Below are 17,456 nucleotides of genomic sequence, written 5' to 3'. Positions count from 1 at the left end.
GGCGGAAAGGGAGTCGAGCTCAAGCACGCAGCGCTCGCAGCTCCGGTTTCGTCCGCTCGCCGCTCGCGCGGGCGAGCTGGCGCATCTCGGCCAGGCTCAGAAGATAGGACACGACGGATTCACCTCCGCGGTTTTCGTTGGCGCGATCGGGGTGCAGCCCGTCGCGACAGCTGCCGGTCTCGGGATCGACGAGCGGGATCGAAAGATCGTTCTCGCCCAGGAACCAGGCGAAGGCGCGCTGCGCCTCGAGGGTCCAGGCGCGGTCGCCCTCCGCCCGCCAGGCGGCAAGACAGGCCGAGATCGTCGCCGTCGCCTCCAGCGGCTGCTGGTCGAAGGCGAGCGGCGGACGCCGCTTCTCGCCGAAGGTGGCGCTGCCGACCGGGCGGAAGCGCCCCTGCGGCGAAGTCTGGATGCCGACCAGCCAGCGCAACGAGCGCAGGCCCGCCTGGAGCTGCGCCGCCGATCCCCTGGCGTCGCCCGTCGCGATCAGCGCCTGCGGCAGGCGCGCATTGTCATAGGCGAGGCCGTCCTCGAACCAGGCCCACTCGCCGGTCTCGGCCTCGGCGAGAAGCGCCATCAGCCGGTCGGCGAGCAGGGTGCGATGTCGTTCGGCGATCGGGTCGCCCGGATGGGCGGCGCAATAGGGATCGAGGCCGAGCAGCGTGAAGGCCCAGGCGCGCGGCGAGCCGAAACACTCGACGGTCGGCAGCGCGGCGATAAACAGCGACGCCGCCCAGCGCCGCCGTGACGGGCTCGGATCGCTGGCCGACGCCTCGCCCAGCGCCCAGAGCGTGCGGCCGTGGCTGTCCTCCGAGCCGCGATCCTCCAGCCAGCGCCGGTCATAGCTCATGAAGTTGCGGAAATGGCGCGTGTCCGGGTTCCAGGCGTGCTGGATGAAGGCGGCGAAGCGGGCGGTCATCGTCTCGGAAAGCCGCTCCTCGCCTCGGTTCAGCGCGCAGGCGACGAGCAGCGCGCGCGCATTGTCGTCGACGCAATAGCCGTGGTGCCGGTCCGGAACCGAATGGACCGCATGCTGGATCAGCCCGATGTCGTCGCACATGGTGTGGAGATGGCCGAGCCGGATCGGCGGCAGCGTCAGGTTCGCCGACGAGAGACCGGCCGCGTCGGTGAAGGAAGGCCGCTTCAGGCTGTTGCTGCGCCGCGCGGCGTTGAAGACGGTCAGGTAGCGCTTGGCGGTGTTGCCCCACATCATCGAGCGGCTGCTCGAATAGGCGCGCTTGCGCATCGCCTCGCGGCGCGGGTGGTCGGTCAGCAATTGCGCGATCGCATCGCCGGTGGCGCCGGCGTCGCCGAACGGCACAAGCATGCCGCGGCCATCAGCCAGAAGTTCGCTCGCATGCCAATAGGGTGTCGACACGACTGCCTTTCCGAGCCCGAAACTGTAGGCCAGCGTCCCGGAGGTCATCTGCGCCTCATTCAGATAGGGCGTGACGTAGACGTCGCACATGGCAATGAAGTCGAGCAGCGTGTCGCGATCGACGAACTGGTCGCGGAAGACGACATGATCCTCGACGCCGAGCTCTCGCGCCCTCTGCATCAGGCTCTCGCGATAGCGCTCGCCCTGTTCGCGCACGAGATTGGGATGGGTTGCGCCGAGCACGACATAGACGGCGTCGGGACGGCTCTCGAGAATCGCCGGCATCGCGTCGATCATCACCTCGATGCCCTTGTTCGGCGACAGCAGCCCGAAGGTCAGGATCACGGTTCGGTCGCTGAAGCCGAGCTTCGCCTTGGCGGGCGCGGGATCGACGAAATCGAAGTCGGGAATGCCGTGCGGGATTACGTCGATCTTGTCGGCCGGCACCCGGTAGACGGTGCGCAGAAGCTCCCTGCCCTTCTCCGCCATCACGACGAGTCGGGCCGACAGGTCGATGATGCGATCGAGGACGCGACGCTGCGCGCCGGTGGGCTCGGCGAGCACGGTATGCAGCGTGGTGACGACCGGCATCTCCAGCCGCGCCAGCAGCGCGGTGATGTCGCCGCCCGCCTCGCCGCCGAAGATGCCGAATTCATGCTGCAGCGAGACGACGTCGAAGCCGCCGCGATTGAGATAATCCGCCGCGGCGACATAGTCCTCGAGGCTGTTCTCGTGGATCTCGAGCGCGACAGCAGGCGGATAGTCGTAGGTCCGGCCGCAATCGGTCATGGCGAGGATGACGGCGTCAGCCGCGCCGGACGACGCGAGCGCCTGGTGGAGGTCCGTCGTGAAGGTGGCGATCCCGCAGCGCCGTGGGAGCGAGTTGCCGATCAAGGCCACCCGCGTGGCCGCATTCCGGTCTGCCATCGTCATGAACGAACCTCCGTGAAGCGGGGCGAGGCGCCAGCCTGCCCGTTGGGGTGGGGGCCGGGCGCGCCGAAGCGGAGCGTCGCCAGGTCGAGCACGGTCTTGTCCGGCGTCTCCAGCAGGTCGCGATGGAGGTCGGGGCCGAGATAGGCGCAGAGAGCGGTCATGCCGGCATCGCCGGAACTGATCGTGCAGCGCGCATGGTCGAGATAGACCGCCTCGCCGATCGACACGCTGGTCGGGCCGACGGTCGCGTCGCCGTCGAGGCCGAGAATCCAGGTCTCGCCGGCGGCGTTCAGCACCCGCGTCGTGTCGGGCGGCAGGGTCACGCGCTCCAGCACGAAATAGGGGTTGGCGACCAGAACGGTCCGCTGCGGGCCGATCCGGTGCGGTTTCGGCTGCGGCTTCGACGGCCCGGCATGGGCGACGGCGACACCGGCGTCGACATGCAGCTCGCGCTTGCGGCCATAGTCGAACAGCCGGAAGGTGGTGTCGCTGCGCTGCTGGATCTCGGCCAGCACCAGGCCGGGTCCGATGGCGTGGATGGTGCCAGCGGGGATGAAGACAACCTCGCCGACGCGCACCGGATGCCATTGAACCAGGTCGGCGATCGAGCCGTTCTCGATCGCGGCGCGGAGTTCCTCCGGCCCCATCTCGCGCTTCAGCCCGACCGCGACGGCCGCGCCGGGATCGGCCGAGAGAATGTACCAGGCCTCGGTCTTGCCGTGCGGCTGGCCCATCTGGTGCGCATAGGCATCGTCGGGATGCACCTGGATGGAAAGCGGCTGGCTGGTGAAGAGAAGCTTCAGCAGAAGCTCGGGCACGACGGCCTTTTGATCCCTGCGCTGGAACCAGATCTCGCCGACGGCGTCCGGGTCGTCATGGAGGTCGTTCCAGGGTCGGAGGTCGTTCCGGCCCCAGGGTTTGCGGACGGTTCGCATGGATGCGTGTTCGATTGTCATGAATCGCTCCTTGATCGTGCTTTTCAGACATTCGACGGGAAGAAGGATGCGGGCTCGGCCAAGCATCGCCATCACCGAAGACAGGGACCCAACGCGACCGGCGCGGCTCCGTTCCCGGAAAAATCTCGCGGAAATCTTCGCTTCCGCTTTGGCGGGCGCCCCAAAAATCCACCCCGGCGGCCCGTCACCGAAGCGTCGCCAAGGGTTTTCGCCGGTCGTCGCACGCGTCGCAGACGGCCGTTGGCACGCCCGCTTTGCGGGTCCGGCCGTCACCCGCTCCGGCCGAGCGGCCGCGGCCATCGCTCGGAAAGGTGGAGGAAATGACAGCGCCATCATCGGCGCTTGACTCGGGTGCCGCCACGCGATTAATGCAAACTGGTCTGCTGGTCCGATCAGTCCATTAGTAGGTGCCATGTCGGTTTCGACGAAAGTCAGTGATCCAGGGCTCATCGCCGAGCTCCCGAGCTTTCGGGAGGCGATCGTCAAGCGCCCGATCACGACCGTCATCAGCGACAAGATTGCGACCCTGATCGCCTCCGGCATCCTGCAGGTAGGCGATGCGCTGCCGAGCGAGCGGCAGCTGGCAGCGGCCCTGAACGTCAGCCGCGACGCCGTGCGCGGCGGCATCCAGATGCTGGCGGCGCGCGGCATTCTCGAGATTTCGCACGGCGCTCGCACACGGGTGCGCAGCAACGAGGTAGGGCCGGTCGCGGTCGGCTTCGCCATGGCCCGCGCCGTCAATTCCTACGACATCGAATCCGTGCATGCGGCGCGGCTGCTGGTCGACCGCCAGGTGGTGGCCGACGCGGCGCGCAACATCGACGATGCCGGCGTCGCCGTGCTGGAGGCGCTGCTGGAGGCACAGACCGAGGCGCTCGACGATCCCGTCCGCTTCCTGATCTCCGACCGCGAGTTCCACGTCGCGCTCTATCAGGCGTCCGGCAACCCGCTGCTCGCCGACATCAGCACCGATCTCTACGCCTACATGATGCAGCACCGGCGCGAGGCGATGGCCTCCCCCGGCGCCATCGCCACCAGCTATGCCGACCACGTCGCCATCGTCGCCGCCGTCCGAGCGCGCGATCCCGACGCTGCGGCCGAAGCGTTCGCCGCCCATACCGGCCGCATTTACGCGACGACGCAGCCCTACCTCAAAGGGGGCGACTAGAGACAATCCGGGTGGCGCGACCGAGGAAACGCGACGCCCGCAGACGGATTTTTCGACGCAGCCGATCGTGGCTGACCATTGGGAGGACTACTATGGAACGCAGGACTTTTCTGAAGCTCGCGGCCGGCACGACGCTGCTCGCAGGCACCGGCATGGCCGGCATCAACGCGGCCTCCGCCGCGAGCAAGGAAATCGTCTACCTGACGCCGGGCCTCGACCTGCCCTTCTGGCGCTACCTGTCGAAGGGCATCGAGGAGACGGTGAAGGCCAAGGGCTACAATTTCCAGGCCCTCGACAGCCACAACAGCGCCGAGACCCAGCTCCGCAACGCGCAGGACTCGATCGCCCGCGGCGTCGCCGGCATCGTCATCTCGCCGACCGATTCCTCGACCGCGCCGAGCGTGCTGGCGCTGGCCCAGAAGGCCAATATCCCGGTCGTCATCGGCGACATCGGCACCAATAGCGGCGACTACGCCTCCTTCATCATTTCCGACAACTACAAGGGCGCCCACGACGTCGGCGTCGCGCTCGCCACCGCCCTGAAGGCGAAGGGCTGGGAAGGCGGCTCGGTCGGCATCGTCGCCATCTCGCAGGCCCGCAAGAACGGCCAGGCCCGCACCAAGGGCTTCCTCGACGGCCTGAAGGAAGGCGGCTTCACCGGCAAGGAAGCCGGCATGCAGCAGATGCAGAGCTACACCGCCGACGAGACCTTCAAGTTCACCCAGGACCTGCTGACTGCCAACCCGGACATGCGCGGCCTGTTCATCCAGACCGACCAGCCGGCGATCGGCGCGCTGCGCGCCATCAAGGCCGCCCGCCGCAACGGCGAAGTGCTCGTCGCGGCCTTCGACGGCATTCCGGAATTCGTCGACCTGCTGAAGTCGGGCGACCTCGTTGTCTCCGGCATGCAGCAGCCCTTCCTGATGGGCGCCACCTCGGGCGAGGCGCTGCTGAAGGTGCTCGACGGCGGCACGCCGGAGAAGGAAATCACCGTTCCGATCGTCGCCATCACCAGCACGAACATCGAGCAGGAACTGCCGACCATCCGCAAGACCGTCTTCGCCAACGAAGTCTGATCGGCCAGTCTGATCGCGACCCCGTCGCGCGGCACGCGCCGTGCGACGGGGCTCCCTGTCCTCCCGCCGCGCCGCAGCATCGCGTCGAGGCCGTCCCCAGGAGCATGATCCGTTGCAGCCCAACACTGCCCCCCTCGCGGAGACGGGCCACACCACCCTTCTCACAGCGCGGGACATCACCAAGACCTTCGACCGCACGCGGGCTCTGCAGGGTGCGAATTTCGAACTGCGCGAGGGCGAGGTGCACGGCCTGCTCGGCGCGAACGGCGCCGGCAAGTCGACGCTGTCCAAGGTCATATCCGGCCACTACACGCTCGATTCAGGCGAGCTCACCTATCGCGGCCACGAGATCCGCCTGCGTTCGACGCGCGACGCGCTCCGCATCGGCATCGGCATCGTGATGCAGGAGACGAGCCTCGTCCCCGACCTGACGGTGCTCGAGAACATCTTCCTGCCCGAGCTCGGCCGCCCCGGCCGGCTCGACTACAGCCAGTTGCGCCAGCGCGGCCAGGAGATCCTCAACGATCTCGGCCAGGGCGACAGCCTGCCCTTCGACTGGGAAGTGCGCCGCCTCTCCTCGGCGCAGAAGCAGCTGGTCGAGATCGCCAAGGCGCTCGGCGTACGCGCCAAGCTGCTGATCTTCGACGAGCCGACCGCCTCGCTGAGCCCCGGCGAGGCCGAGCGCCTGTTCGACATCATGGCGCGCCTGCGCGACACCGGCCACGGCCTCGTCTTCGTCTCGCACCGGCTGGAAGAGGTCTTCGCCATCACCGACCGCGTCACCGTGCTGCGCGAGGGCCGCACGGTGATGAACGCCCGCGAAACCGCCTCGCTGTCGCAGGCCGAACTGATCCGCGCCATGGTCGGCGCCGAACTCGGCGCGATCTACGAGCGCAAGGAAGGCCATACCCGCGAGAACCATGCGCCGGTGGCGCTCGAAGTCCGCAACCTGAGCTCGACGCCCGCCGTCCGCGACGTCTCCTTCAGCGTCAGGAAGGGCGAGATCCTCGGTCTCGGCGGCCTCGTCGGCGCCGGCCGCTCGGAAACCGTCGAGGCGATCTTCGGGCTCCGGCCGCGCAGCGGCGGCGAGGTGATCCTGAACGGCAAGAAGCTCCCCGCCGACAGCCCGAAGACGGCGATCCGCGCCGGCCTCGGCTTCGTCGCCGAGGATCGTCGCACGCAGAACATCGTGCCCGACCTCTCGGTCAAGGAGAACCTGCTGCTCGCCCATCTCGGCGCCCATCGCGGCTTCTTCTGCAGCTACGCCTCGCGCGAGAAGAAGGTGAAGGAGCTGCTCGCCGGCCTCGGCATGCCCGAGGACCGGCTGATGGACAGTTCGATGCTGAACTTCTCCGGCGGCATGCAGCAGAAGATCATCATCGCCCGCTGGCTGCTGCTGGAGCCGAAGGTGCTGATCCTCGACGAGCCGACCAAGGGCGTCGACATCGGCACCCGCGCCTCGATCTACGCCATGCTGCGCGACATCGCCGCCCAGGGCGTGGCGCTGGTCGTCGTCTCCTCCGACTTCGAGGAACTGCTCGGCCTGTCCGACCGCGTCGTGGTGATGAGCGACGGCCGCACCACCGCCGACCTGCCGAGCACGGTGCTCGACGAAGAGAGCCTGACGCTGCTCGCCGCGCCGCGCACCTCGATGGTGCGCAACACCGAGATGCTGAACGAGCTCGCCCGCGCCCATGATGGCGCCGGCTTCTGGGGCCTGATCGAGGGCGACCGGCTGATCTGCCTCAACGCGGTCGCCAGCAATCCGGCGCTCGACCCCGGCTTCAAGGCCGGCGAGGCGCGCGAGCTCGGCGCCACCCGCATTCCCGAGGCGCTCCGCCTGCGCGAACCGATCTTCGTGCCCGAACCCGACGGCTCGCGCACCACGCTGGTGGTGCCGATGACCAGCCCGCGCGGCCACGACCTCGGCTGGGTCGGGCTGTCGCTGCCGATAGACCGCCCGTTGCCCGCACCGGAAACGATCAAAACCCGCATCGACACCATGGCGGCAACGCTGTGAGCAAGGAAACTTCGCCCATGGTCCAAGAGACCCTTACCCGCCGGGCCCCGGCCTCGCCCATCAAGAAGATCGCGCAGCGGCTCGAAGTGCGCATGCTGCTGCTGGCGCTGCTGATCGCGGTCTGCCTGTCGCTGCTCTCGCCCTACTTCCTGACCAAGTCGAACATCTTCAACCTGCTCGACCAGTCGGTGGTGATCGGCATCGTCGCCGTCGGCATGACCTTCGTCATCCTGACCGGCGGCATCGATCTCTCGGTCGGATCGGTCGCCGGCCTCACCGGCATCATTCTCGGCCTGTCGCTGCAGCATGTGCCGATCGTGCCGGCGATCGCCATCGCCGTCGTCGCCGGCGGCTTCATCGGCCTGATCTCCGGCACGCTGATCACGGTGTTCGGGCTGGCGCCCTTCGTCGTGACGCTCGGCGTCATGGCGATCGGCCGCAGCCTCGCCTACATCTTCTCCGGCCAGACGGCGATCTCCAACATCCCGATGGGCATGCAGGACATCGTCTACACCAACGTGCTGGGCATCCCGTCCAACGTGCTGTTCCTGATCGTGCTCTATCTCGCCGCCTGGGCCTATCTGACCTACACCAAGGGCGGCCGCACCATCTACGCCGTCGGCTCCAACAAGGAAGCCGCCCGCGCCGCCGGTCTCAACACCACCTTCTATTCGATCCTGCCCTATGTGCTCTCCGGCGCCTTCGCGGCGGTCGCCATCACCTTTTCGATCAGCCAGCTGCTTTCCGCCGATCCGCTGATGGGCAACGGGATGGAGCTGGACGCGATCGCCGCGGTCGTCATCGGCGGCGCCAGCCTGTTCGGCGGCCGCGGCTCGATGTTCGGCACGCTGATCGGCGTCCTGATCATGGTGATGATCCGCAACGGGTTGAACCTGATGGGCGTCTCGCCCTTCTGGCAGGGCACCGCGATCGGCACCATCATCATCCTCGCCCTTCTGGTCGAGCGTCTGGTTTCCTCGAGGGTCAGCCGATGAGCAACGCCCCCTCTCTCGCCGTCCGGCTCTTCGGCACCGACGAACCCGTCGCGCCGCTCCGCATCCTGAGGGCGGGGGCGCTCACCGCCGAGCTCGACACCGGCAATCTGCGGCACATCCGCTATGCCGGCGTCGAGATCGTCCGCGCCATCTCCTTCATCGTGCGCGACCGGAACTGGGGCACCTACAATCCGGTGATCTCCGACCTCGCCGTCGACGAGCGCGCCGACGGCTTCACCGTCACCTACAAGGCGCTGGCGCTCGACGACAACCAGGCCTTCCGCTACTCCGCCCGCATCGAAGGGTCTGCCGACGGCAAGCTCGCCTTTACCGCCGAGGGCAGCGCGGAAAATGCCTTCCTGACTAACCGCACCGGCTTTGTCGTGCTGCATCCGATCGCCGGCGTCTCCGGCCATCCGGTGACGATCGAGCATGTCGACGGCTCCATCGTCGAAAGCCGCTTCCCCGACATCATCAACCCGATCCAGCCGATGATGGAGCTGCGCGCGCTGACGCATGAGGCGGCGCCGGGGCTGAAGGTCACCTGCCGGATGGAGGGCGACACCTACGAGATGGAGGACCAGCGCAACTGGACCGACGCCTCGTACAAGACCTATGTCCGCCCGCTGGCGCTGCCCTGGCCCTACACGCTGCCGCCGGAAGAGCGCATCGAGCAGGCCGTGCGGCTGACCGTCACCGGCACACTCGCCGCCGCCGCAAGCGGAGCGACCGCCGGCACGGTAACGCTCGGCGAGCGCATCGGAACGGCGCCGCCGCTCGGCCTCGGTCTCGACCCCACGGAGATCGCCGACACGATCGCCCAGAGCGACCGGCTGCGCCGCGTCGGGGCCAGGGTGCTTGTCGGCTACTACGATCCGTCGCTCGGCCATGACGAGGCGACTCTCGCCGGCATCGTCGAGGCGGCGCGCGCGCTCGACGCCGAACCCTGGCTCGAGGCCGTGGTACAATCGGTCGACGGCTTCGCGGCCGAAATCGCCGCGCTCGGCAAGACCGTTGCCGGCCTCGGCTCACCGTTCAGGACCGTGCTGCTCTCGCCGCTGCCGGATTTGAAATGCACCCTGCCCGGCAGCGTCTGGCCGCCCGCCCCGCCGCCGCGCGATTTCTTCGAGGTCGCTCGAAAGGCTTTCCCGAACGCCCGCATCGGCGGCGGCATGTTCAGCCTCTTCACCGAGATGAACCGCAAGCGGCCGCCGGTCGACCTCATCGACCTCGTCTCGTTCACGACGACGGCGATGCTGCATGCCGGCGACGACATCTCGGTGACCGAGACGCTGGAAACGCTGCCCTCGGTCGCGCTCTCCGCCTCGGCGATCGCCGGCGACAAGCCCTATGCGGTCGGCCCGAGCGCCATCGGCATGCGCATGAACCCCTATGGCGAAGCCCCCTTCGCCAACCCGAAGAACATCCGCCAGGCGATCAACTTCAACGATCCGCGCCAGCGCGGCCTGCTCGGCGCCGCCTGGGCGCTCGGCTTCTTCGCCCGCTTCGCGGCCGGCGGCGCCTCGACGATCACGCTCGGCGGCACCACCGGCGCCTTCGGCCTTGTCTCCGTGCGGCACGACTGGCCGCAGCCCTATTTCGACGAGGCCGGCGGCGTCTTCCCCGCCTACCACGTGCTGCGCGGCATGGCCCGGCTGACGGGTCTGCCGCTCAGGGCGGTGACGACGCCGGACACGATCGAGGCGATCGCCGCCGAGACGGGGGATGGCGTCGAACTCTGGCTTGCCAACCGCACGGGCACGGAACAGTCTGTCGCCCTGCCCGGCGCGCCGCGCGACCTGTTCCTGCTCGACGCCGACAGTTTCGTCGCTGCAACGCGGGATCCGGATGCCATCGACACGCTTGCCAAACCTTTCGACAACAGCACGCTCGTGCTGACGCCCTACGCGGTAGCTCGTCTCCGACTGTCCTGATATCGTTCTATTATTCGAGGTTGTACTATGCATATCCTTATCATCGGCGCGGCTGGCATGGTCGGCCGCAAGCTGACGGAAAAGCTCGTCGCGGACGGTCATCTGGGCGGCAAGGAGATCAGCCGCTTCACGCTCGCCGACGTCGTCGCCCCGGATGCGCCCAAGGGCTTCACCGGTCCGGTCGATGCGCTGACGATCGACCTCTCGGCGCCGGAAGCCTCGCAGACGCTGATCGCCAATCGGCCCGACGTGATCTTCCATCTCGCGGCCATCGTTTCCGGCGAGGCCGAGGCTGATTTCGACAAGGGCTACCGCATCAATTTCGACGGTACCCGCTACCTGTTCGACACGATCCGCCTCGAAAACGCGAAGAGCGGCTACAAGCCGCGCGTCGTCTTCACCTCGTCGATCGCCGTGTTCGGCGCGCCGTTCCCGGACAAGATCGGCGACGAGTTCTTCGAGACGCCGCTGACCAGCTACGGCACCCAGAAGGCGATCGGCGAACTGCTGCTCGCCGACTATTCGCGCCGCGGCTTCTTCGACGGCATCGGCATCCGCCTGCCGACGATCTGCATTCGTCCCGGCAAGCCGAACAAGGCCGCCTCTGGCTTCTTCTCCAACATCCTGCGCGAGCCGCTGGTCGGCCAGGAAGCCGTGCTGCCGGTCTCGCCGGACGTGCGCCACTGGTTTGCAAGCCCGCGCTCGGCGGTCGGCTTCCTCGTCCATGCAGGCACGCTCAACCTCGACAAGGTCGGCCCGCGCCGCACGCTGAACATGCCGGGCCTCTCGGCGACGGTCGGCGAGGAGATCGAGGCGCTGCGCCAGGTCGCCGGCGACAAGGCCGTCAAGCTGATCCGCCACGAGAAGGACGAGACGATCGACCGCATCGTCGCCGGCTGGGCCCGCGATTTCGACACGAGCCGCGCCCTGTCTCTCGGCTTCAAGGCCGAGACCTCGTTCGACCAGATCATCCGCGCCCATGTCGAGGATGAACTCGGCGGCAAGATCGGCGGCTGAGCCACTCCTGACCTGCAAACGGAAGAACGACCGATGGCGAGCGATCCCTTCTCCTTGACCGGCCGCGTCGCCGCGGTCACCGGCGGCGGCTCTGGCATTGGCCTGGCGGGGGCGCAGGCGCTCGCCAGGGCCGGCGCCCGGGTCGTCCTTCTCGACCGCAATCCGGTGGCGGACGATGTCCTCGCCACCCTTGGCACGGCGGCGGAGCATTTCGCCGTCGTCGCCGACGTCGCCGACGAGGCGAGCCTCGAAGCCGCCTTCGAGGCGGTGATCGCCCGTGCCGGCGGGATCGACATCCTCGTCAACAGCGCCGGCACGGCGATCCGCCGCCCGGCGGTGGAAGTCTCGGTCGCCGACTGGGACACGGTGGTGAACGTCAACATGACGGGCACCTTCCTCGCCTCTCGCATCGCCGCGCGCCACATGATCGCCGCCGGCACCAGGGGCGCGATCGTCAACGTCTCGTCGATCATGGGTTTTTCCGGCGGCGGGCTCTACCCGAACATCTCCTACCAGACGACCAAGGGCGCGATCGTCAACATGACCCGCGCGCTCGCCGTCGAATGGGCGCCGAACGGCATCCGCGTCAATGCCGTGGCGCCGACCTATGTGCGCACGCCCTTCATCGCCGGCCTCGTCGCCGATCCCGAACTGGTCGCCCGCATCGAGGCGATGACGCCGCTCCGCCGCCTCGCCGACCCGGAGGAGGTCGCGAGCGCGATCCTGTTCCTGGCGAGCCCCGGCGCCTCGATGGTCACGGGCCACACGCTGCCGGTCGACGGCGGCTTCCTCGCCCAATAACGAACGATATCCCGGAAGGAAAACGCATGTCTGACAGCAAGATCGCCCTGGTCACGGGCGCCGGCACCGGCATCGGCAAGGCCGTCGCGCTGGCGCTGGTCGCCGCCGGCTACACCACCGTCATCACCGGCCGCCGCCCCGAGCCGCTCGAGGAAGTCGTGCAGGAATCGGGCGGCAAGGCCGTCGCGCTGCCGGCAGACATCACCGACGAGGCCTCGGTCGCCGCCCTGTTCGGCGAGATCAAGAAGCGCTTCGGCCGCCTCGACGTGCTCTTCAACAATGCCGGCGTCAACGCGCCGCCGGTCAATATCGAGGACCTCGACGTCGCCAAGTGGAAGGCCGTGATCGACACCAACGTCACCGGCGTCTTCCTCTGCACCCAGGCCGCCTTCCGCATCATGAAGGACCAGGACCCGATGGGCGGCCGCATCATCAACAACGGCTCGATCTCGGCCGTGATGCCGCGCCCGAACTCGGCCCCCTACACCGCCTCGAAGCACGCCGTGCTCGGCCTGACCCGCTCGACCGCGCTCGACGGCCGCAAGTACAACATCGCCTGCGGCCAGATCGACATCGGCAACACCGAGACGCCGATGGCGAGCCAGATGAAGAAGGGCGTGCTGCAGCCGGACCTGTCGATCAAGGTCGAGCCGACCTTCGACGTCCAGCATGTCGCCGACGCGGTCGTGCACATGGCCAACCTGCCGCTCGACGCCAACGTCCTGCAGATGACGATCATGGCCACCAAGATGCCGCTCGTCGGCCGCGGCTGATCGGGGGCCACCTGCGCTCGCCGTCATCCCGGGCGAGCGGAGCGAGACCCGGGATCCATGCAGCCACCGGCGGAAGGCGGCCGCATGGATCCTCGCCTTCGCGAGGATGACTCCGGATGGGACGGAGGGCGGCCCTCAGCGGGCCACGCGTTCCGCCACGTGGTCGGCCAGCGCCAGCGAGGCCGTCAGGCCCGGGGATTCGATGCCGAAGAGGTTAATCAGGCCGGGGACGCCATGGACCGAGGCGTCCTGGACGACGAAATCCTGGCCCGGCGCGCCCTTCGGCACGATCTTCGGGCGGATGCCGGCATAGCCCGGCTGCAGCCGGTCGGCGGAGACGTCCGGCCAGTAGCGTTTCACCGCCTCGACAAAGAGCGGGATGCGCGAGGCGTCGACGTCGTAGTTGATCTCGTCGATCCATTCGACATCCGGACCGAAGCGCGCCTGGCCGCCCATGTCGAGGGTGAGATGGGTACCGAGGCCGCCCGGCACCGGCACGGGATAGATCAGCCGCGAGAAGGGCGAGCGGCCCGACAGCGTGAAATAATTGCCCTTGGCGTAATACTCCGTCGGCACATGGGCGGGATCGAGCCCCTCGATCGTGCGCGCCACGGCGGAGGCGAACAGCCCGGCCGAATTGACGAGCAGGCGGGTCTTCAGCTGCATCGGCTCGGCGCCGCCGATCGAGAGGACCATGCCGTCGCCATCCGGTTTCGCGGCCAGCAGCGGACTGGAGAACACTACCATGCCGCCCGCCGCCTCGACGTCGCCATGCAGCGCCAGCATGTAGGCGTGGCTGTCGATAATGCCGGTCGAGGGCGACAGCAGCGCGCCGGCGCAGGCAAGATTGGGCTCGAGCGCGATGGCCTCGGCCTGCGACAGTTCCCGCATGTCGAGCACGCCATTGGCGGCGGCCCTGGCCGCGATCGAACCGAGCCGGTCGCGCTCGGCCGCGTCGGCGGCGACGATCAGCTTGCCGCAATTGGAGAACGGCACGCCGCGCTCGGCGCAATAGTCATAGAGCGCCAGCTTGCCGGCGACGCAGAACTTCGCCATCAGGCTGCCCGGCGCATAGTAGATGCCGGCATGGATGACTTCGCTGTTGCGCGACGAGGTCTGGGTGCCGATGGCGTCCTCGGCCTCGATCAGCAGGACCTCGCGACCGGAAAGCGCCAGCGACCGCGCCACGGCGAGACCGACCACACCGGCGCCGACGACGACGCATTCGATTTCATCCATCAGAGCACCCACGAAGCCGCACCAGACGGCGCCGACCGAGTCGGCGCGCCCTGCGGTCTATAGAGCAAGATTTCCGAGAGTGGAATGTTACACTCCGCTTGAGACCGAGGGACCTGGGCTCTCGAACGAAATCCGGTCCACGGGCTCCAACCATCATCCTGAGGCGCTTCGCGTCAGCGAAGCCTCGGAGGCGGATCCAGCGGGCGCTCCCTGGCCCCTCCTTCAAGGCCCGGCTGCGCCGGGCACCTCAGGATGATGATCGAAAGCCGACCCACTAGCCCCCCTCGTTCGGGACGATGGGCCGCAGGTTCCAATCCTGCTTTTCCGACCACAGGGGGAACGGCCGACCGGCGCCCTCACGCGCTCTTGCGGGCGTCCATGCGCAGGCCGCCATGCTCGACGATGTAATCGACGACGCGGTCGAGGCCCTTGCCGCGGATCAAATCGGTGAAGCCGAACGGACGCGCGCCGCGCATGCGCTTCGCATCGGTCTCCATCACGTCGAGATCGACATTCACATAGGGCGCGAGGTCGCTCTTGTTGATGACGAGGAAGTCGGAGCGGGTGATGCCGGGGCCGCCCTTGCGCGGGATTTCTTCGCCCTGGCAGACGGAGATGACGTAGATCGTCAGATCGGCGAGATCGGGCGAGAAGGTGGCGGCCAGATTGTCGCCGCCCGACTCGATGAAGACGATGTCGAGATCCGGGATCCGGCGCCGCAACTCGGCGATCGCCTGCAGGTTGATGGAGGCGTCCTCGCGGATCGCCGTGTGCGGGCAGCCGCCGGTCTCGACTCCCATGATGCGATCCTCGGACAGCGCCTGCCGGCGCGCCAGGATCATGGCGTCTTCCTGGGTGTATATGTCGTTGGTGATGACGCCGATGGAGAATTCCTCGCGCATCGCCTTGCAAAGCTTCTCGGTCAGCATCGTCTTGCCAGAGCCGACGGGGCCGCCGATGCCGACGCGAAGGGGTCCGTTCTTCGATGTCATGAGAGATAGCCTCGTCCTGCTGGATCGCGCGGCCGCCCGGCCGCGACGTCGAAATCAATCGTGACGGTGGTCGCCATGCTCGTGCGAATGGCCATGACCGTGATGATCATGACCGTGGTCGTGGCCATGCCCGTGATCGCCGTGACCGTGACCGTGGCCGCCATGGCCGGAATAGGCGCCGCGTACCGGATTGAACTGCGCGACGATCTCCTTGACCCGCGCGCCGAGCCCTTCGAGCATCGCCTTGATGACGTGGTCGCGCAGGATCAGGATGCGGGTCGGCTCGATCGCCGCGGCAAGATGGCGGTTGCCGATGTGCCAGGCGAGTTCGAGCAGATGCACCGGGTCGCGGGCGAAGATCTCGTAAAGAGGCTCATAGGCGGCAGCGACGGCGATCAGGCCGCCATCCTGCAGGACCAGGCTGTCGCCTGCGTCGAGCACCACCGTCTCGGGCAGGTCGACCATCACCTTGCGGCCGTCGACAAGCTCGATCAGCCGGCGGCGCAAATGGCGCTCGTCATGCTGCAGCACAGCGCGGCCGGCTGGCGTCGCCTGCTCTTCCGCGCCCGTCTCCGCTGCGCGGCGAACCGCGACTGCCTTCAACATACCGTTTCCCCAATTCGACCGATGCGCGGGCCCGGCCCGCCGGCATGGGCCCGGACGGCCCTGGATTGCGCCCCCTTATAGCAGCGACATCGGCTGCGTCGTGAGGGCGAATGCGATGACGGACAGTTTGCTCCCTTTCTGCCGTCGATGAAATGCTGGGCCGCATTTTTCGGGACGCCAGGCACAGTGCCGGGATCTCGCGCACAACTGCCAAGTCTTTGAGCACGCAAATGAATATTTGTGATTGCCGGAGGGGCAACTCCGTGTGATAGCCTCCCGGCACAATCGCTCGCCGCGCCCGCCAAACGGGCAGGCCGGATCGGAGATCGTGACAGGGTGAGGCCGCTTTTGCTCGCTGAGGGTGCTTCGTCGGACGCCGTATCCATGGCGCGCGCGCACTATGCGGCACAGCCCAGCCGCTGGCTGGCGGAGCTCGAGCTCTGGTTCGCCGTGAACGCCGGCAAGACGCGGCTGATGCGCCGCCGACATCTCGGCCCCCTCGTCGTGCAGAAGCCGTTCCATCCGGAAAAGGACGGCACCTGCCACGTCTATCTGCTGCATCCGCCGGGCGGCGTCGCCGGCGGCGACCAGCTCTACCTTCGCTTCCATGTCGAGGCCGACGCGCGCGCCGTGCTGACGACGCCGGGCGCGACGAAATTCTATCGCAGCGAACACGGCGTCAGCACCCAGGCGACGACCATCGACATCGGCGCCAATGCGGTCTGCGAATACCTGCCGCAGGAAACCATCGTCTTCGATGGCGCCGACGCCTCGATCGACACGCGCGTGACGCTGGAATCGGGCGCCACCTATGTCGGCTGGGATTTCATCTGCCTCGGCCGGCCGGCCGCCGGCGAGCGCTTCGAGACCGGCACGCTGCGCCAGCGCATCGAGATCACGCGCGACGGCCGCAAGATCTGGTTCGAGCGGGTGCGGCTTCCCGGCGGATCGGCGCTGCAGGGCGCGGCCTACGCGCTGGCCGGTCAGCCGACCTTCGGGACGATGGTCTATGCCGGCCCGGCGACGGAGAACGCGGCCGAGCGGGTGCGGGAAGCGGTCGGCAGTCGCGGCGACGGCGTCTTCACCGTCAGCCAGCTCGAGCATGTCGTGGTCTGTCGCTATCTCGGGCCGCGGGTTTCGGAAGGCAAGTCACTCTTCATCCAGGCCTGGGACGCGCTCAGGACCTCATGCCAGGGCAAGGCCGCCAGCGCGCCGCGCATCTGGGCAACCTAAACACCGGACCAAAACGGGGATCGGCGATGGAACTGCTACCACGCGAGAAAGACAAGCTCCTGCTGTTCACGGCGGCTCTGCTCGCCGAGCGTCGCAAGGCGCGCGGCGTCAAGCTCAACTACCCGGAAGTGATCGCCTACATCTCGGCCGCGATCCTGGAAGGTGCCCGCGACGGCCGCACGGTGGCCGAGCTGATGTCCTACGGCGCGACGCTGCTGACGCGCGACGACGTCATGGAGGGCGTGCCCGAGATGATCCACGACATCCAGGTCGAAGCGACCTTCCCCGACGGGACCAAGCTGGTCACCGTCCACAATCCGATACCGTAGGGGCGT

Annotated in this window: 15 protein-coding genes; 10 read left to right on the top strand and 5 right to left on the bottom strand. The window is 67.8% G+C overall.

Annotation, left to right across the window (positions count from 1 at the left end):
- Positions 1–19: 19 nt before the first annotated feature.
- The gene (locus tag WFK98_RS22940; RefSeq protein ID WP_336801917.1) at positions 20–2,311 is read right to left on the bottom strand and encodes a glycosyltransferase family 4 protein; all 2,292 of its coding nucleotides are present in this window, start codon (positions 2,309–2,311) and stop codon (positions 20–22) included.
- Complete coding sequence (locus WFK98_RS22935) at positions 2,308–3,267, bottom strand: class I mannose-6-phosphate isomerase (protein WP_266341011.1); 960 nt, start codon at positions 3,265–3,267, stop codon at positions 2,308–2,310. Before WFK98_RS22935 ends, WFK98_RS22940 begins: the two co-directional genes overlap by 4 nt.
- Positions 3,268–3,679: 412 nt before the next feature.
- On the opposite strand from WFK98_RS22935, the gene WFK98_RS22930 reads away from it, so the two are divergent.
- The 8 genes from WFK98_RS22930 to WFK98_RS22895 all read left to right on the top strand — a co-directional run bounded on the left by WFK98_RS22930 (position 3,680) and on the right by WFK98_RS22895 (position 13,051).
- Positions 3,680–4,435 (top strand): FadR/GntR family transcriptional regulator, encoded by a 756-nt coding sequence (locus tag WFK98_RS22930; RefSeq protein WP_266341012.1) that lies wholly within the window; start codon positions 3,680–3,682, stop codon positions 4,433–4,435.
- A gap of 92 nt (positions 4,436–4,527) precedes the next feature.
- Positions 4,528–5,511, top strand: a complete 984-nt coding sequence (locus tag WFK98_RS22925) for a substrate-binding domain-containing protein (protein ID WP_336801916.1) — start codon at positions 4,528–4,530, stop codon at positions 5,509–5,511.
- A 112-nt stretch (positions 5,512–5,623) separates the two neighbouring features.
- On the top strand, positions 5,624–7,531 hold the full coding sequence (locus WFK98_RS22920) for a sugar ABC transporter ATP-binding protein (protein ID WP_336801915.1): 1,908 nt from the start codon (positions 5,624–5,626) through the stop codon (positions 7,529–7,531).
- Positions 7,532–7,548: 17 nt separating this feature from the next.
- Positions 7,549–8,526, top strand: a complete 978-nt coding sequence (locus tag WFK98_RS22915; protein ID WP_266341015.1) for an ABC transporter permease — start codon at positions 7,549–7,551, stop codon at positions 8,524–8,526.
- The gene (locus WFK98_RS22910; protein ID WP_336801914.1) at positions 8,523–10,460 is read left to right on the top strand and encodes a hypothetical protein; all 1,938 of its coding nucleotides are present in this window, start codon (positions 8,523–8,525) and stop codon (positions 10,458–10,460) included. The genes WFK98_RS22915 and WFK98_RS22910 overlap by 4 nt, the downstream gene beginning before the upstream one ends.
- A 27-nt stretch (positions 10,461–10,487) precedes the next feature.
- Positions 10,488–11,477 carry a D-erythronate dehydrogenase gene (denD, locus tag WFK98_RS22905; protein WP_336801913.1) on the top strand — a complete coding sequence of 330 codons (990 nt, stop codon included), beginning with the start codon at positions 10,488–10,490 and terminating at the stop codon, positions 11,475–11,477.
- 33 nt (positions 11,478–11,510) lie between these two features.
- Positions 11,511–12,278, top strand: a complete 768-nt coding sequence (locus tag WFK98_RS22900) for an SDR family NAD(P)-dependent oxidoreductase (protein WP_336801912.1) — start codon at positions 11,511–11,513, stop codon at positions 12,276–12,278.
- 26 nt (positions 12,279–12,304) lie between these two features.
- On the top strand, positions 12,305–13,051 hold the full coding sequence (locus tag WFK98_RS22895) for an SDR family oxidoreductase (RefSeq protein ID WP_266341019.1): 747 nt from the start codon (positions 12,305–12,307) through the stop codon (positions 13,049–13,051).
- A 135-nt stretch (positions 13,052–13,186) separates the two neighbouring features.
- On the opposite strand, the gene WFK98_RS22890 is transcribed toward WFK98_RS22895, so the two are convergent.
- The 3 genes from WFK98_RS22890 to WFK98_RS22880 form a co-directional block, all read right to left on the bottom strand.
- A complete protein-coding gene (locus WFK98_RS22890) occupies positions 13,187–14,290 on the bottom strand; it encodes an NAD(P)/FAD-dependent oxidoreductase (RefSeq protein ID WP_336801911.1) in 1,104 nt (367 codons plus the stop codon).
- 356 nt (positions 14,291–14,646) lie between these two features.
- Positions 14,647–15,282 carry an urease accessory protein UreG gene (gene ureG / locus WFK98_RS22885; protein WP_266341023.1) on the bottom strand — a complete coding sequence of 212 codons (636 nt, stop codon included), beginning with the start codon at positions 15,280–15,282 and terminating at the stop codon, positions 14,647–14,649.
- A 54-nt stretch (positions 15,283–15,336) separates the two neighbouring features.
- On the bottom strand, positions 15,337–15,888 hold the full coding sequence (locus tag WFK98_RS22880) for an urease accessory protein UreE (protein WP_266341024.1): 552 nt from the start codon (positions 15,886–15,888) through the stop codon (positions 15,337–15,339).
- 384 nt (positions 15,889–16,272) lie between these two features.
- Between WFK98_RS22880 and WFK98_RS22875 the strand changes: the two genes are divergently transcribed.
- Positions 16,273–17,121 (top strand): urease accessory protein UreD, encoded by an 849-nt coding sequence (locus WFK98_RS22875; RefSeq protein WP_336801910.1) that lies wholly within the window; start codon positions 16,273–16,275, stop codon positions 17,119–17,121.
- A gap of 26 nt (positions 17,122–17,147) precedes the next feature.
- Complete coding sequence (ureA, locus tag WFK98_RS22870) at positions 17,148–17,450, top strand: urease subunit gamma (RefSeq protein WP_266341026.1); 303 nt, start codon at positions 17,148–17,150, stop codon at positions 17,448–17,450.
- The last annotated feature ends 6 nt before the right edge of the window (positions 17,451–17,456 follow it).

This window comes from Kaistia sp. MMO-174 (genome assembly GCF_037147815.1).
In the GTDB taxonomy this organism is placed as follows: Bacteria; Pseudomonadota; Alphaproteobacteria; order Rhizobiales; family Kaistiaceae; genus Kaistia; species Kaistia nematophila.
This window is presented reverse-complemented; position numbering and strand designations above follow the sequence as displayed.

Bases quoted from the DNA above. Each gene is read 5' to 3' on its own strand.
- WFK98_RS22895 (WP_266341019.1), top strand. From the start codon at position 12,305: ATGTCTGACAGCAAGATCGCCCTGGTCACGGGCGCCGGCACCGGCATC.
- ureG (WP_266341023.1), bottom strand. From the start codon at position 15,282: ATGACATCGAAGAACGGACCCCTTCGCGTCGGCATCGGCGGCCCCGTC.
- WFK98_RS22910 (WP_336801914.1), top strand. From the start codon at position 8,523: ATGAGCAACGCCCCCTCTCTCGCCGTCCGGCTCTTCGGCACCGACGAA.
- denD (WP_336801913.1), top strand. From the start codon at position 10,488: ATGCATATCCTTATCATCGGCGCGGCTGGCATGGTCGGCCGCAAGCTG.
- WFK98_RS22940 (WP_336801917.1), bottom strand. From the start codon at position 2,311: ATGACGATGGCAGACCGGAATGCGGCCACGCGGGTGGCCTTGATCGGC.
- WFK98_RS22935 (WP_266341011.1), bottom strand. From the start codon at position 3,267: ATGACAATCGAACACGCATCCATGCGAACCGTCCGCAAACCCTGGGGC.
- WFK98_RS22925 (WP_336801916.1), top strand. From the start codon at position 4,528: ATGGAACGCAGGACTTTTCTGAAGCTCGCGGCCGGCACGACGCTGCTC.
- ureA (WP_266341026.1), top strand. From the start codon at position 17,148: ATGGAACTGCTACCACGCGAGAAAGACAAGCTCCTGCTGTTCACGGCG.
- WFK98_RS22875 (WP_336801910.1), top strand. From the start codon at position 16,273: ATGGCGCGCGCGCACTATGCGGCACAGCCCAGCCGCTGGCTGGCGGAG.
- WFK98_RS22900 (WP_336801912.1), top strand. From the start codon at position 11,511: ATGGCGAGCGATCCCTTCTCCTTGACCGGCCGCGTCGCCGCGGTCACC.
- WFK98_RS22880 (WP_266341024.1), bottom strand. From the start codon at position 15,888: ATGTTGAAGGCAGTCGCGGTTCGCCGCGCAGCGGAGACGGGCGCGGAA.
- WFK98_RS22890 (WP_336801911.1), bottom strand. From the start codon at position 14,290: ATGGATGAAATCGAATGCGTCGTCGTCGGCGCCGGTGTGGTCGGTCTC.
- WFK98_RS22930 (WP_266341012.1), top strand. From the start codon at position 3,680: ATGTCGGTTTCGACGAAAGTCAGTGATCCAGGGCTCATCGCCGAGCTC.
- WFK98_RS22915 (WP_266341015.1), top strand. From the start codon at position 7,549: ATGGTCCAAGAGACCCTTACCCGCCGGGCCCCGGCCTCGCCCATCAAG.